The following is a 14,651-nucleotide window of genomic DNA, read 5'->3' on the forward strand; positions in this document are numbered from 1 at the left end:
GTATTTCGTCGCGTCCTGGTTCGCAAGGATGGGTCGGGTGATTGCCTCATCCCAGCAGCTCCTTGAGCGTGTCCAGGGAGTCGGCCTCATCGACCGGCTTGTCGTGGCGCCAGCGCAACATGCGCGGGAAGCGCACGGCGATGCCGCTCTTGTGACGGCTGCTGGCCGCGATCCCCTCGAAGCCGAGCTCGAACACCAACGTCGGCGTCACGCTGCGCACCGGGCCGAATTTCTCCACGGTGGTTTTGCGTACGATGGCGTCGACCTTGCGCATCTCCTCGTCGGTCAGGCCCGAATAGGCCTTGGCGAAGGGCACCAGCTTGCGCTCGGGATCGCCCGGTTCGCCATCCCAGACGGCAAAGGTGAAGTCGGTATAAAGGCTGGCGCGGCGGCCATGGCCACGCTGGGCGTAGATCAATACGGCATCGACCGAATAGGGGTCGATCTTCCATTTCAGCCAGACGCCGACGTCCTTGGTCCGGCCGACACCGTACTGCGCGGCGAGCGCCTTGATCATCATGCCTTCGACGCCCAGAGCGCGTGAGGCCTCGCGCTGGCGGGCCAGGTCCGGCCAGTCGTTGCCTTCCACACGCGGTGAGGTCATCAGGCGCGGGTTGGGGCAGTGCTCGACCACCGCCTCGAGTCGCTGCCGGCGCTCGCGCAGTGGGCGCTGCCGCCAATCCTCACCCTGCCATTCCAGCAAGTCGTAGGCCAGCACCGCGACGGGCGCGTCCTGCAGCACCTTGGCGGTGAGGTTCTTGCGGCCGATGCGTTGCTGCAAGAGGGCGAACGGCTGCACGCCAAATCGCTCGGAGCCACTCGCCGCCTGGCCTGTGTGGACATCGAACAGCTCGTTCGGCGACGCGTCGGGCGCATATTTCCAAACCAGGATTTCGCCGTCGATCACCGTGCCGTCCGGCAGGCAGCCGGCCAACTCGCACAGTTCCGGAAAGCGATCGCTGACCAGCTCTTCACCGCGCGACCAGATCCAGATCTGCCCGTCGCGTTTGACCAGCTGGGCGCGGATGCCGTCCCACTTCCACTCGACGAGCCAGTTCTCCGGCGCGCCGAGCAGCGTATCGAACTCGTCCACCGGCGCCTGCAGCGAATGAGCGAGAAAGAACGGATAAGGCTGGCCGCCGCGCTGTGCGTGCTCATGCTCGGATTCGTCGGCGATCAGCGCCAGGTAGCCTTCGGCGCTGGGGCGATGGGACAGATCGGTGTAGCCCACCAGCCGCTGCGCTACGCGCTTGGGATCAAGGTCGACCAGCGAGGCCAGCGCCCGCGTCACCAGCAGCTTCGACACGCCAACGCGAAAAGCGCCGGTGATCAGCTTGATGCAGACCATCAGGCTCAGTCGGTCCAGCTGCGCCCAGAGCGCGGGCAACCGCTCGGCCAATTCTTCCGGCGGCAGACCGCGCAAGGGCAGCAGTTTGTCCTGCATCCACACGGCCAGCCCGTCGTCCGAGCTGTGCCGGGCTTCGGGAATCAGCAGCGAAATCGTCTCGGCCATGTCGCCGACCGCTTGATAGCTTTCCTCGAACAGCCAGTCCGGTAGCCCCGAGGCCTGCATCGCGGTCTCGCGCAGGACACGGGTCGGCACCAACTGGCGCGGCCGGCCGCCAGCCAGAAAGTAGACGGCCCAGGCTGCATCGGCGGGGTCGGCCTCGCGGAAATAGTCACGCATGGCCGCGAGCTTGGCATTGCTCGAGGTGGTGGCATCCAGACGGCTGTAGAGGGTGGCGAAGGCTTTCATCGATCACTGCCTCCTTGGGCCCATTGGCTCGATGCCCGGCCCATCATTCGGCCTCCTGAGCCGTGTCGTCTTCTTCACCGTATTCCGTCTCGAACGCCTGGGCGTCGAGGCCGCGCATCTCGCGCAGATAGCGCACCAGCACCGGCACCGAGCCGTGAGTCACCATCACCCGTTCGGCGCCGGTCTGCTCGATGGCCCAGAGCAGGCCGGGCCAGTCGGCGTGGTCGGAGAGCACGAAGCCGCGATCCACGCCACGCCGGCGGCGGGTGCCGCGCAGCATCATCCAGCCGCTGGCGAAGGCATCGGCATAATCGCCGAAACGGCGCATCCAGGTGCTGCCGCCGGCGGACGGCGGCGCAAGGATGATCGACTGCTTGAGTCGCGGGTCGCCTTTTTTCAGGTCGCCCGCATAGACGGTGGGTGGCAGGTAAACGCCGCCTTCGCGGTAGACCTTGTTCAACGGCTCTACTGCGCCGTGGACCACGATGGTGCCGATGCTTTCATCCAGGCCATGCAGGATGCGCTGCGCCTTGCCGAAGGCGTAGCAGAACAGCACGCTGGGGCGCCCCGTTGTGGCGTTGGCTCGCCACCAGTCGTTGATCTCGCGGAACACCTCGGCCTGCGAGGGCCATTTATAGATGGGCAAGCCAAAGGTCGATTCGGTGATGAAGGTGTGACAGCGCACCGGCTCGAAAGGCGCGCAGGTACCGTCGGGTTCGACCTTGTAGTCGCCGGAGGCCACCCAGATTTCACCTTTATATTCGAGACGCACCTGGGCCGAGCCCAACACGTGTCCGGCGGGGTGGAAACTCAACCGGACCCCGTGGTGGTCGAGCGATTCGCCATAGGCGAGCGTCTGCAGGGGCATGTCGGCGTCGATGCGCGAGCGCAGGATGCCTTCGCTGTCGCGGGACGCCAGGTAATGGCCCATGCCCCAGCGCGCATGATCGCCATGGGCATGGGTGATGACGGCACGCTCGACCGGGCGCCAGGGATCGATGTAGAAGTCCCCTGGCGGGCAGTAGAGGCCTTCGGGGCGGGCGACGACAAGGTCCATTGCATACAGGCACGTTGAGGGCTTGTAGCGTTGGAGCCTGTGGAGGCGAATTGAGTTCGGGCGGATATCCGCCCGAGTGGCTCAGTCCTGAAGTTTCAAGTGCGAAATATCCGGCACCGGCGCGTCACTCGCGCGGCGCCGCTCAGCCATGTCGCTGCCAACCGGCGCCAGGCTAAAGTGCGACAGGTCGACGGCTGGAGGCTGCACCGGCGGACGGGCATCCTGCAGATCGGCGCCCACCGGCGCGATGCCGAAGTCCGGGGCCTGGACGTCGACGAAGGCGGCCATGTACTCATCGCGCGGCGTCACCTTCAGCGGCTGCGGAGAGGACCGTGTAACCGGTGCGGCTGTTGCTGGCGCGGCCTCGGGCGGTGGGGCGAGTTCGATTTCCTCGACCTCCACCGGCATCGGCCGGACTTCGGCGATGGCGCCGGCACGGGCCATGGCCTGGCGGTATTTTTCGACGCTGGCATGGTCGAGGTCCTGCTTGATCACGACGCGCCGACCGGAGAACAGCACGGCGATCCGCTGGGCATCGGCCTGGAACAGCCGGGTCAGGTTGGCCTCGACCTGCTCCAGCCTTGCGCCCGGTGCGAGCTCACCGGAAAACGCGATCTCATAGCGGCTCATGATGGGGTGTCCTTCTGTCTGGGCAGGGCCGATGTGTCGATCATAGAGGCTGCGTTTGGCGGTTGAAAGCCAGCGTGACCGCAACCGCCGTGACGCGGTGAGCAAACACTGGCAAGCGTGGGCCCTGCGATCACCGTCGCGCTGCGTCGAGGGGTAACAAATGCTGTTCGACGTCAGCTGCCCGATGCCCGGCTGCGTGATAATGCAGTGCAAGCAGGCCTCTCTTTCATTCGTCCAACCCAAGGATCGCGAACCATGGTGGTATTCGAAATCAAGCCGCTCAGCCCGCAAACCTATCGGCAGCAGACCCGCCGCAGCACCTGGGTGGTGGTGGCGACCTTCGCGCTGCTGGCGATGGGGCTGGCGACTCTGGCGGTTGCGCTGTTCGGCGTGGCGGATGGCGATAACCTGCGATGGAACGCGGCGGGCATCGTGGCCGGATTGCTGCTGACGGTCGCGCTGGTGCGCCTGGTTTACTGGAAACAGCCGTGGATGGCCTGTGCGGTATATGGCTGGCGCCTCAAGCGCAGCCTGATGAGCGTCACCAACGTCATGCACCACGTGACCGCCGGTGTGGCGGCGGGGGACCCCGAGGCGATGAAGTTGCTGCGTTTCTATCACCTCGGGCTCACGCAGATGCACCTGCTCGATGGCAACACCGCATCGCTCAGCGAGGTGGTACACGAGATCGACCGGCACCGCGAGTCGATGGAGGCGCGCGGCCTGGACGTCGAGCAGAACCGCTTGCATGACGACTGGCTCGGTGCCGTGAAGCGTTTCGCCGCGGCCAAGTGAGACCGGCTCGCCAGCCGTCGACCACACAGCGCGCGCGACGGAGGTAGCTGCCGGACATGGACGCGTCGTTCCGTACCGCTGGTTGTAACGCGGCGGAGTATCCATACTCCGCATTGCGTTACCCGGCGCGTCCCCACGCCGGGTGGTTCGCCTAGACGCCTCGCAGGTCAAGGAATATCCAAACAATGAAAAGGCTTTATCTGCTCGGTCTGATCGCCGGGCTGACACTGCAGCCGGTCGCTGCCGAACCCTCATCCGCCTTGCTCGATGATAAACCCGCGTTCATCGCCAACCTCATCGAACAGATGACGCTGGATGAAAAGATCGGCCAGTTGCGCTTGATCAGCATCGGCGCGGACATGCCGCGTCCGCGTATGCTCGACGCGCTGGAAGCGGGTCAGATCGGTGGCACCTTCAATACGGTCACTCGCCATGACAACCGCCCGATGCAGGAAGCCGCCTTGCGCAGCCGGTTGAAGATTCCGATCTTCTTTGCCTACGACGTGGTGCACGGCCATCGGACCATCTTCCCCATCGGGCTCGGCCTGGCGTCGAGCTGGGACCTGGACACGATCGCCACCAGCGGACGCGTGTCTGCCATCGAGGCCAGCGCTGACGGCCTGGACATGACCTTTGCCCCCATGGTCGATATATCTCGCGACCCCCGTTGGGGGCGCACCTCGGAGGGCTTTGGCGAAGACCCTTACCTGGTATCGCAGATTGCGCGCACGCTGGTGCGCGCCTACCAGGGCGATTCGCCCGCCGCGCCCGACAGCGTGACCGCCAGCGTCAAGCACTTCGCTCTTTACGGGGCGGTCGAAGGCGGGCGTGATTACAACGTGGTGGACATGAGTCCGATGCGCATGCACCAGGATTTCCTGCCGCCGTATCGCGCTGCCATCGACGCGGGCGCGGGCGGCGTGATGGTCGCGCTGAACGCCATCAACGGCGTGCCAGCCAGCGCCAACACCTGGCTGTTGCAGGATCTGCTGCGGCGCGACTGGGGCTTTGACGGGGTGGTCCTGAGCGATCACGGCGCGATCAGTGAACTGATGCGTCATGGTGTGGCCCGGGACGGGCGCGAGGCCGCCCGGTTGGCGATCAAGGCCGGCATCGACATGAGCATGGCCGACTCCCTGTATCGCGAGCAATTACCAGGGCTGGTGCAAGCGGGCGAGGTCGAGATCGGTGAAATCGACACCGCGGTGCGCGAGGTGCTGGGCGCCAAATACGACATGGGCCTGTTTCACAATCCTTTCCGACGGATCGGCTCGGCCGCGGACGATCCGCCGGACGTCAATGCCGAAAGCCGACTGCACCGCAAGGCGGCCAGAGAGGTGGCGCGTCAATCGATCGTGCTGCTGGAGAACCGCGACCGGACCTTGCCGTTGAACAAGCGCGGCACCCTCGCGCTGGTCGGTCCCCTGGCCGATTCGCCAATCGACATGATGGGCAGTTGGTCCGCGGCGGGCGTGGCCACGCAGTCGGTCACGCTGCACCAGGGCATGCTCGAGGCATTGGGTGATGACGCGGTACTGCTGCACGCGCGGGGTGCCAACATCACCGACGACAAGCAGATGGTCGAGTACCTGAATTTTCTGAATTGGGACAACCCCGAGGTGGTGCAGGACCCGCGCTCGCCGGAGCAGATGATCGCCGAAGCGGTCGCCGTTGCCGAGCGGGCCGATGTCATCGTCGCCGCGGTAGGCGAATCGCGTGGCATGTCCCATGAAGCGTCGAGCCGTACCCGCTTGCAGATCCCGGCGAGCCAGCAGGCGCTGCTGAAGGCCCTGAAGGAAACCGGCAAGCCCCTGGTGCTGGTGCTGATGAATGGCCGTCCGCTGGACCTCGGCTGGGCCAAGGCGAACGCTGACGCCGTCGTGGAAACCTGGTTCAGCGGCACCGAAGGCGGGCACGCCATTGCCGACGTGCTGTTCGGCGACTACAACCCGTCCGGCAAGCTGCCGATATCCTTTCCCCGCTCGGTGGGGCAGATTCCGACCTATTACAACCACCTTCGGGTCGGCCGGCCCTACGTCGAAGGCAAGCCGGGCAACTACACTTCGCAGTATTTCGAGGAGCCCAACGGACCGCTTTACCCGTTCGGTTACGGCCTGAGCTATACCGATTTCGATCTGTCCGAGGTTCGCTTGTCGAGTCCGACCATGACGCGCGGCGGCCGGTTGCAGGCAAGCGTCACGCTGACCAACACGGGCCCACGTGACGGCGCGACCACCGTGCAACTGTATATCCGTGATGAGGTGGCCTCGGTGATCCGTCCGGTGAAGGAACTCAAGGCCTTTCGCAAGGTCGCCCTGAAGGCGGGCGAGGCGCGGGAGATACGTTTCGATCTCGACGACGAAGACCTGCAATTGGTCAACGCACAGCTGCAGCGAGTCGTCGAACCGGGAGAGTTCGAGGTACAGATCGGGCTGGACTCCCAGCATGTGAAGCCTGCGCGTTTCACCCTGCGCTGACCTGCGTCGGCAGGCTGCTGCGGACCGCGCCCTCAGCCCGTTCGGCTGGGGCGTGCAGCGCCGCTCGGCGACCGGAAAAAGTCCTCCTCAGGTAGCTATCCGGCGTCTGTGCGGCATGGGATGATTCGCCGCTCCGCTCGTTTGCGCAGGGAATCATTTCCCGCTGCGGTAGACCAACGAGGGCAAACCGGGCCGCACAGCGGTCGGCGGTAATCGTGATAGCTCAGGAGGCGATGTGTCACGTACTTTTCATTTCGAAACAGGCGCTCGAAAAGGTCGGGCTCTGGGAATGGCGTTGGGTCTGTGCATGAGTCTGGTTGCCGGCCATGGCTGGGCATTCGGGCTCGACGATGTGGCGGCGAAGGCTGAAAAACTGGCGGCGCAAGGCTATGCAGCGCCGCAAAGCAACCTGCCGCCGGTGTTTCGCAACATGGCGTTCGCCGATTACCAGCAACTGCGCTTTCGCGGCGAAGAGGCGCGCTGGCACGATGCGCCGACGCCGTTCAAGCTGCAGTTCTATCATCAGGGCATGCACTTCGATGTGCCGGTCAAGATCAATGAGATCACCGCCAAGGGCGTCGAGGAGATTCGCTACGAGCCGCAGATGTTCGATTTCGGCAAGGTGCAGATCGAACCGGCGGCTCTGGAGAATCTCGGCTTCGCCGGTTTCAAGGTGTTGTACCCGCTGAACAAGGCCGACAAGTCGGACGAGCTGATGACGCTGCTCGGCGCGAGCTACTTCAGGGTCGTCGGCAAGGGCCAGGTGTACGGCCTCTCGGCGCGTGGCCTGGCCATCGATACGGCGCTGCCGAGCGGCGAGGAGTTCCCACGCTTTCGCGAGTTCTGGGTCGAGCGCCCGCAAGCCGACCGGCGCAATCTGGTGATCTACGCGCTGCTCGATTCGCCACGCGCCACCGGCGCCTACCGGATGGTGGTAACGCCGGGCAAGGACAGTACCGTCGACGTGCAGGCCAGGGTCTACCTGCGCGAACCGGTGGAGAAGCTCGGCATCGCTGCGCTCACCAGCATGTACCTGTTCGGTGCCAACCAGCCGAGCGGACTGCTCAATTACCGCCCGCAGTTGCACGATTCCGAAGGGCTGGCGATCCATACCGGTTCGGGTGAGTGGATCTGGCGCCCGCTGAACAACCCCAGGCGGCTGGCTGTCAGCAGCTACAGCGTGGAAAACCCACGTGGTTTCGGACTGCTCCAGCGCACCCGGGATTTCGGCCGCTACGAGGACCTCGACGATCGCTACGATCTGCGCCCCAGTGGCTGGGTCGAACCGCGGGGCGACTGGGGCAAGGGGCGCGTCGAACTGATCGAAATCCCCACGCCGGACGAAACCAACGACAACATTGTCGCTTTCTGGGTGCCCGAGCAGCGACCGGAGCCCGGCGCGCCGCTGGACTTCGAATACCGGCTGCACTTCACCATGGACGAGCCGGGGCTGCATGACCCGGCGCTTGCATGGGTCGATCAGACGCGTTTGTCGACCGGCGACGTCAAGCAGTCCAACCTCATTCGCCAACCTGACGGCAGTACGGCACTGATCGTCGACTTCGTCGGGCCCAACCTGGCCGAGCTGCCGGCCGACGCCCCGGTCAGTACACGGGTCAGCATCGGCGAAAACGCCGAGCTGGTGGAGAACAATCTGCGGCATAACCCGGTGACCGAAGGGTGGCGGCTGACCTTGCGCTTGAAAGTGCGTGACCCCAGGCGGCCGGTCGAGCTGCGGGCAGCGCTGGTGGAAGGCGAGAAGACGCTTTCCGAAACCTGGAGCTACCAGATACCGAACCATGAATAACCCCGCGGAGCCCTCGGTCACCGGCCGTTATATCGACCAGCTACCGCTCGATGCGGAACAACGCCAGGTCCTGATCGGTGAAGTGGACCAGGCCAGCGGCGGGCTGGACGATGTGCACCGGGTACTGGCCCGCATGCTGTCGAACGCCGGGGGTGCGCAAGGGCGCTCTGGCGACCTGCTGGGTTCGGTCGCTGCGCGGCTGAAACTCGGCTGGGGCGACACGCTGGAGCGCGCCAGGGCGTTGGCACGCGATCATCAGGAACGTGTCTGTATTCGTTCCACCCCGCCAATCGTGCGGACCCGGATGGTGCCCGAGCCCTGGCATACCAATGTGCTGCGCCTGAGTTGGTGGCGGCTGCTGCGCAAGAAGAATCGCACGGTAGAATTGCCGCCCGCTCAGTCGATCGACCGCTCGGGCTGGCGCAAGGTTGCGGCCTTCCGCCGAACGACTTTGCTCATGCTGATGCTGGTGCAGACCGCGATTGCGACCTGGCACATGAAATCGGTACTGCCCTACCAGGGCTGGGCGCTGATCGATCTGCAGGAAGTCTTTCAGCAACCGTTGCAGGAGTCGGCGCGCCAGATCCTTCCCTATGTGGTGCAGACCAGCATCCTGATGCTGTTCGCGTTGCTGTTCTGCTGGGTATCGGTGGGCTTCTGGACGGCGCTGATGGGCTTTTTCCAGCTGCTCAAGGGGCATGATCACTACAATATCTCGGCCAGCACCCTCGGTGACGAGCCGATCCCGCGGGAGGCGCGAACCGCACTCGTGATGCCGATCGCCAACGAAGACGTGCCGCGAGTGTTCGCCGGGTTGCGTGCGACCTACGAGTCGCTCAAGGCCACCGGGCAGATCGAGCATTTCGATATCTTCGTGCTCAGCGACAGCAACGATCCCGATACCTGCGTCGCCGAACAGAAGGCCTGGCTGGAGCTGTGCCGCGACGTGGATGGCTTCCGCCACATCTTCTATCGCCGTCGGCGCCGACGGGTGAAGCGCAAGAGCGGGAACATCGATGACTTCTGTCGTCGCTGGGGCAGCAGCTATCGCTACATGGTGGTGCTCGACGCGGACAGCGTCATGAGCGGCGAATGCCTGACCAGCCTGGTGCGGCTGATGGAAGCCAATCCCGGTGCCGGAATCATCCAGACCGCGCCGAAGGCATCGGGCATGGACACGCTCTATGCCCGGATGCAGCAGTTCGCCACGCGGGTCTACGGTCCCCTGTTCACCGCCGGGCTCAATTTCTGGCAACTGGGCGAGTCTCATTACTGGGGTCACAACGCGATCATCCGGGTCCAACCCTTCATCGAGCACTGCGCCCTGGCGCCGCTGCCGGGCAAGGGCGCTTTCGCCGGGGATATTCTCTCCCACGACTTCGTCGAGGCGGCGTTGATGCGCCGCGCGGGCTGGGGTGTGTGGATCGCTTATGACCTGCCGGGCAGCTACGAGGAGCTGCCGCCGAACCTGCTCGACGAATTGAAGCGCGACCGCCGCTGGTGCCATGGCAACCTGATGAATTTCCGGCTGTTCCTGGTCAAGGGCATGCATACCGTGCATCGCTTCGTGTTCCTCACGGGGGTGATGTCCTACCTGTCGGCGCCGCTCTGGTTCATCTTTCTGGCGCTGTCCACCGGGCTGTTGGCGATTCACACGTTGATGGTGCCGGAGTATTTCCTGCAACCGAACCAACTGTATCCGCTGTGGCCGCAGTGGCATCCCGAGGAAGCCATCGCACTGTTCTCGGCAACGCTGACCTTGCTCTTCCTGCCGAAACTGCTCAGCGTGCTGCTGATCTGGATTCAGGGCGCGCAGGAGTACGGCGGGCGCATTCGCCTGTTGATGTCGATGCTGCTCGAAACCCTGTTCTCGATGCTGGCGGCGCCGGTGCGCATGCTGTTCCACACCGTATTCGTCACGGCGGCGTTCCTCGGCTGGTCGGTGCAGTGGAACTCACCGCAGCGCGCCGACAACGCCACGCCCTGGGGCGAGGCACTGCGCCGACACGGTTCGCAGATGCTGCTGGGTGTGCTCTGGACGGCACTGGTGGCCTGGCTGGACCCTGCGTTCCTCTGGTGGCTGGCGCCGATCGTGGTGTCACTGATTCTGTCGGCGCCGGTATCGGTGATCACCAGCCGCACGGGCCTGGGGCTGGCGGCCTTTCGGCGCAAGCTGTTCCTGATTCCGGAAGAGTTCAATCCGCCTCAGGAGCTGGCTTCGACCGATCGTTACACCCGACAGAATCAGGAGAGCGCCTTGCATGACGGATTCATCGCAGCGACGGTGGACCCGATCTACAACGCGTTGGTATGCGGCATGGCGCGGGCGCGGCACGCCAAGGTGGTGCCTGGTGCCGAGCGGCTGCGCGAGCAGCGTATGCGGCAGATTCTGGATGCCGGTCCCCGCGGCGCGGCCGAAGCGGCGCGTTGGCGCCTGCTCAACGATCCGGACGGTATGGCCAGGCTGCACCATCAGGTCTGGGAGGACCCGCGCTATCAGGAATGGCGTGATGCCTACCGGCGAGCCCGTTGGAACGAGGCGGACGAAACCGTGCAGCGCTAGCGCTCGTGCGAAGAGTGCGCGCGGCGCGGTGCTGCCCGAGCATGGCGAATGCGTCGGGCGCACGGTCAATGGGGGTGTTGGCCCTCTTCGGTGTGGTGGTCAGCACCTGCGGCGGGGCCTGCCTGGCGGGCTTCGCCGCTAGTGCCTGGATCAGCCCGCCCGCCACGGCGATGGAGCATATCCGCCTCGCTGCCGCCGTGCTGATGGCCGTCGCTCGCGGCGACCAGCGCCCTGTATTCCATGGGCGTCAGCGCGGGTAACTGCTCCAGCAGCGCGACCAGTCCCCAGATGTACGGGTCGGCCATGCGCTTGCCCCAGGCGGGCATGCCGGTGGCCTTGATGCCATGTTTGATGGTCCAGAAATCGCTGGCCGGGTCGCGCATGCGGTTGGCGTCGGCGAGGTTCGGCGGCGCCGGGTTGAGCCCCTCGCTCAGCTCGGTCGCAGCGCTGCCGGGCGCCAGATGACAGGCGACGCACATTGCGTCGTAGTTGCCCGCGCCTGATCGAATCAGTTCCGCATCGCTGAGGTCCGGCACCTCGATGTTTCGCGTACGGACTGCGATAGAGCGTTCGCGAACGGTTTTCAGCAGCGCGTGCACCGGCGAGAAATGAGGATTATCCGCCGCGACATTGATGGCCCCGGTGTACACCAGGCCCGCTGCGACGAGGATGATCGACAGGACGGCCAGCAGCGCTGTTGTCAGAATCTTGAGCATGGCCGTCGTCTTCTCAGAACCAGAATCGGATACCCGCCACCAGACGGGCTTCGCTTGTCTCTTCCCCTTTGACACGCTGCAGGTCGGCGTTGTTGCCGTAGGCACGGCTCCAGGTTACGCCCAGATAGGGCGCAAACTGCCGGCTGATCTCGTAGCGCAAGCGCAATCCGGCGCTGGCTTCGCTGAATCCGGAGCCAACACCTCGGCGCTCGTCGTTGCGCCCGTGCAGGTTGATTTCGCCAGTGGGCTGCAATATCCAGCGCTGGGTGAGCAGGATGTCGTATTCCGCTTCCAGGCGCAGTGCCGTCTGGCCGCCTTCACCGATGAACGCCGTGGCTTCGGTTTCCAGCCCATACAAGGGCATGCCTTGGACGCCGAACGCTGCCCAGGTCTGCGCTGGCCCGGGCTTGAAATCCTGGCGTATGCCCGCGACGGTTTCCCACCAGGGGCTGGTGGCATGGCTCCACAGCAGTTGCAGCTCAGCTTCCTCAGTATGGCCGTTGGTTCGTTCGCCCTCGGCACGCCATGCCAGGCGGTCGATGTCGCCGCCGGCCCAACCGCTCAGATCCCAGGCCAGTGTGCTGCCTTCGTCGGCGTCCTGCCATTCCAGTTCGTCGGCTACGAACATGACGTGTGTGCCGCCTTGATGCATGTGGTGCTCGGGCAGGTCAGGAAAGGCGGCGTCGCGGTCGGCCGGGCTGATGGCGGGTAGCGGCGCCGGGCTCGTTTGCGTCGCAGCGCTGCCTGCCTCGGGGCGATGCGGCATGCCGTGTGAGGAGTGGCTGCTGTGGCGAGGGTCCCCTTGGCCGTGGCGGCGCCCTGACGGGGCCGCTGACTGGGCGGGGGCATGAGCACCATGCCGCGCATGGTCGGAATGATCCATGTTGGCGTGATCCTGCGTTGCGCCGTGTGACGGGGCCGACAACGGGCGGTGCGGTCGATGGCCGTCGTGCTCGCTCTGCGACTGGGCGATACCCGAATGCAGGGCGATCATCAGCCCCAGCGCGGGCACGGCGTTACGGACGGCATGGTTCATGGGCTTGGCCTTCATTCTTCTACGCGGACCTCTCGAAACATTCCGAGCTCCATGTGCATCAGCAGGTGACAGTGATAGGCCCAACGCCCGAGGGCTTCGGCGGTCACGCGGTAGCTGCGCCTGGAGCCGGGCGGCATGTCGATGGTGTGCTTGCGCACCTGGAACCGGCCGTGCTCGTCCTCGAGGTCGCTCCACATTCCATGCAGGTGGATGGGGTGGTGCATCATGGTGTCGTTGACCAGCACGAAGCGCACCCGCTCGCCGTATTTCAGCCGCACCGGCTCCGCATGGGCGAAGGGAATCCCGTCGAAGGACCAGGCAAAGCGCTCCATATGGCCGGTCAGGTGCAACTCCAGGGTACGCATCGGCTCGCGACCGTCCGGGTCGGGAAAGGCGCTGCGCAGATCGGCATAGGTCAATACGCGACGGCCATTGTCGCGCAGGCCGATGCCCGGATCGTCCAGCTTGGCCGCCGGCATCATGGTCTGCATGTCCACCAGGGGGTTGCCGTCTTCGCTGGCCGGATGGGGCTGCATCGAGCGGCTGCGCACGGCGTTGCCGTGGCCCGTCATCCCATGATTCATCTCCGCGTGATTCATCGTTCCGTGTCCCATGGCGCGGTGGTCCGTCGTGGCCGCGCTGCCGGCTTCATGCGAGCCGTGACTGCCGTGGCCCATGTCTTCCATGCTCAGCTCGGGACGTGGATCGGGTCGTGGCACCGGCGCGCTCAGCCCCTGGCGCATGGCAAGCGTGCCGCGGGCGTAGCCGCTGCGGTCCATGGACTGGGCGAACAGGGTGTAGGCGTTCTGGCTGGCGTCCGGCGCGACGATGATGTCGACGGTCTCGGCCACTGCCAGGCGCAGTTCGTCGACCTCGACCGGCTCGACCGGCTGGCCGTCCACGGCCACGACGGTGAGCGCAAGGCCGGGGATTCTGAAATCGAAATAGGTCATCGCCGAGCCATTGATCAGACGCAGGCGCACCCGCTCGCCCGGCTCGAACAGGGCGGTCCAGTTACCGTCCGGCGCCTGGCCGTTGAGCAGGTAGGTATAGGTGGCGCCACTGATGTCCGCGAGGTCGGTGGGCGTCATCTTCATCTTCGCCCAGGCCCAGCGGTTGCCAAGGGTTTCGCTCCAGCCGCGGTCAGCGACATCGTCGATGAAATCACCCAGCGTGCGACGGCCGCGATTGTAGTAGTCGGCCTGCTTCTTCAGCTTGTCCAGCACCCGCGCCGGGCCTTCATCGGTCCAGTCGGTGAGCATCACGACATAGTCACGCTCGTACTCGAATGGCTCGGGCTCGCGCGGATCGATCACCAGCGGTCCGTAGACCCCAAGCTGTTCCTGGAAGGCGGAATGGCTGTGATACCAGTAGGTGCCGCTCTGTTTCACTTCGAAGCGGTATTCATACATGCCGTCCGGGGCGATCCCGGCGAAGCTGAAACCGGGGACGCCATCCATGTTGGCCGGCAGCAGGATGCCGTGCCAGTGGATCGAGGTGTCCTGCGGCAGACGGTTGCGTACCCGCAGGGTTACGGTGTCGCCTTCGCGCCAGCGCAACAGCGGGCCGGGAATGCTTCCGTTGATGGCCATCGCGGTGCGGTCGCGCCCGCTGAAGTTGACCCCGAGCGCGTCGATGGTCAGGTCGAACTCGCGACCCGCCAGTACGCCCTGATCAGCCCGCTGGTGAGGGCGCGCCACTGCCCAGACGGGCGGGCGCCAGACGCCCAGACCGGCAACGACGCCTCCCGCGGCCAGGGTTTTGATGAAGGTTCGCCGGGACGCCTTGGATTGCATGATGTACCTGTTCGGTCA

The 14,651-nt window shown here is 65.1% G+C and carries 10 protein-coding genes; 4 read left to right on the top strand and 6 right to left on the bottom strand.

Features of this window, described 5'->3' with window-relative positions:
• Nucleotides 1–46 precede the first annotated feature (46 nt).
• The 3 genes from GQA94_RS10385 to GQA94_RS10395 form a co-directional block, all read right to left on the bottom strand.
• The gene (locus GQA94_RS10385) at nt 47–1,756 is read right to left on the bottom strand and encodes an ATP-dependent DNA ligase (RefSeq protein ID WP_158187947.1); all 1,710 of its coding nucleotides are present in this window, start codon (nt 1,754–1,756) and stop codon (nt 47–49) included.
• Nucleotides 1,757–1,799: 43 nt separating this feature from the next.
• Nucleotides 1,800–2,813, bottom strand: coding sequence for a ligase-associated DNA damage response exonuclease (locus GQA94_RS10390; protein WP_158187948.1), 1,014 nt, complete (start codon nt 2,811–2,813; stop codon nt 1,800–1,802).
• Nucleotides 2,814–2,894: 81 nt separating this feature from the next.
• Nucleotides 2,895–3,443 (bottom strand): hypothetical protein, encoded by a 549-nt coding sequence (locus GQA94_RS10395; RefSeq protein WP_158187949.1) that lies wholly within the window; start codon nt 3,441–3,443, stop codon nt 2,895–2,897.
• A 255-nt stretch (nt 3,444–3,698) separates the two neighbouring features.
• Between GQA94_RS10395 and GQA94_RS10400 the strand changes: the two genes are divergently transcribed.
• The 4 genes from GQA94_RS10400 (at nt 3,699) to mdoH (ending at nt 11,085) form a co-directional block, all read left to right on the top strand.
• Complete coding sequence (locus tag GQA94_RS10400; RefSeq protein WP_158187950.1) at nt 3,699–4,238, top strand: DUF3087 domain-containing protein; 540 nt, start codon at nt 3,699–3,701, stop codon at nt 4,236–4,238.
• A gap of 185 nt (nt 4,239–4,423) precedes the next feature.
• The gene (bglX, locus tag GQA94_RS10405; protein WP_158187951.1) at nt 4,424–6,715 is read left to right on the top strand and encodes a beta-glucosidase BglX; all 2,292 of its coding nucleotides are present in this window, start codon (nt 4,424–4,426) and stop codon (nt 6,713–6,715) included.
• Between the two features lie 289 nt (nt 6,716–7,004).
• Nucleotides 7,005–8,522, top strand: a complete 1,518-nt coding sequence (locus GQA94_RS10410; RefSeq protein ID WP_158190079.1) for a glucan biosynthesis protein G — start codon at nt 7,005–7,007, stop codon at nt 8,520–8,522.
• A complete protein-coding gene (gene mdoH / locus GQA94_RS10415; RefSeq protein WP_158187952.1) occupies nt 8,515–11,085 on the top strand; it encodes a glucans biosynthesis glucosyltransferase MdoH in 2,571 nt (856 codons plus the stop codon). Before GQA94_RS10410 ends, mdoH begins: the two co-directional genes overlap by 8 nt.
• Before the next feature lie 65 nt (nt 11,086–11,150).
• On the opposite strand, the gene GQA94_RS10420 is transcribed toward mdoH, so the two are convergent.
• The 3 genes from GQA94_RS10420 to GQA94_RS10430 all read right to left on the bottom strand — a co-directional run bounded on the left by GQA94_RS10420 (nt 11,151) and on the right by GQA94_RS10430 (nt 14,633).
• Nucleotides 11,151–11,801 carry a c-type cytochrome gene (locus GQA94_RS10420; RefSeq protein WP_158187953.1) on the bottom strand — a complete coding sequence of 217 codons (651 nt, stop codon included), beginning with the start codon at nt 11,799–11,801 and terminating at the stop codon, nt 11,151–11,153.
• A 13-nt stretch (nt 11,802–11,814) separates the two neighbouring features.
• Complete coding sequence (locus GQA94_RS10425; protein ID WP_158190080.1) at nt 11,815–12,684, bottom strand: copper resistance protein B; 870 nt, start codon at nt 12,682–12,684, stop codon at nt 11,815–11,817.
• Nucleotides 12,685–12,848: 164 nt separating this feature from the next.
• Nucleotides 12,849–14,633, bottom strand: coding sequence for a copper resistance system multicopper oxidase (locus tag GQA94_RS10430; RefSeq protein WP_158187954.1), 1,785 nt, complete (start codon nt 14,631–14,633; stop codon nt 12,849–12,851).
• Nucleotides 14,634–14,651 lie beyond the last annotated feature (18 nt).

This window comes from Stutzerimonas stutzeri, from assembly GCF_009789555.1.
In the GTDB taxonomy this organism is placed as follows: domain Bacteria; phylum Pseudomonadota; class Gammaproteobacteria; order Pseudomonadales; family Pseudomonadaceae; genus Stutzerimonas; species Stutzerimonas stutzeri_R.

Coding starts and splice junctions, on each gene's coding strand:
- GQA94_RS10385 (WP_158187947.1), bottom strand. CDS start 1,756: ATGAAAGCCTTCGCCACCCTCTACAGCCGTCTGGATGCCACCACCTCG.
- GQA94_RS10390 (WP_158187948.1), bottom strand. CDS start 2,813: ATGGACCTTGTCGTCGCCCGCCCCGAAGGCCTCTACTGCCCGCCAGGG.
- GQA94_RS10395 (WP_158187949.1), bottom strand. CDS start 3,443: ATGAGCCGCTATGAGATCGCGTTTTCCGGTGAGCTCGCACCGGGCGCA.
- GQA94_RS10400 (WP_158187950.1), top strand. CDS start 3,699: ATGGTGGTATTCGAAATCAAGCCGCTCAGCCCGCAAACCTATCGGCAG.
- bglX (WP_158187951.1), top strand. CDS start 4,424: ATGAAAAGGCTTTATCTGCTCGGTCTGATCGCCGGGCTGACACTGCAG.
- GQA94_RS10410 (WP_158190079.1), top strand. CDS start 7,005: ATGGCGTTGGGTCTGTGCATGAGTCTGGTTGCCGGCCATGGCTGGGCA.
- mdoH (WP_158187952.1), top strand. CDS start 8,515: ATGAATAACCCCGCGGAGCCCTCGGTCACCGGCCGTTATATCGACCAG.
- GQA94_RS10420 (WP_158187953.1), bottom strand. CDS start 11,801: ATGCTCAAGATTCTGACAACAGCGCTGCTGGCCGTCCTGTCGATCATC.
- GQA94_RS10425 (WP_158190080.1), bottom strand. CDS start 12,684: ATGGATCATTCCGACCATGCGCGGCATGGTGCTCATGCCCCCGCCCAG.
- GQA94_RS10430 (WP_158187954.1), bottom strand. CDS start 14,633: ATGCAATCCAAGGCGTCCCGGCGAACCTTCATCAAAACCCTGGCCGCG.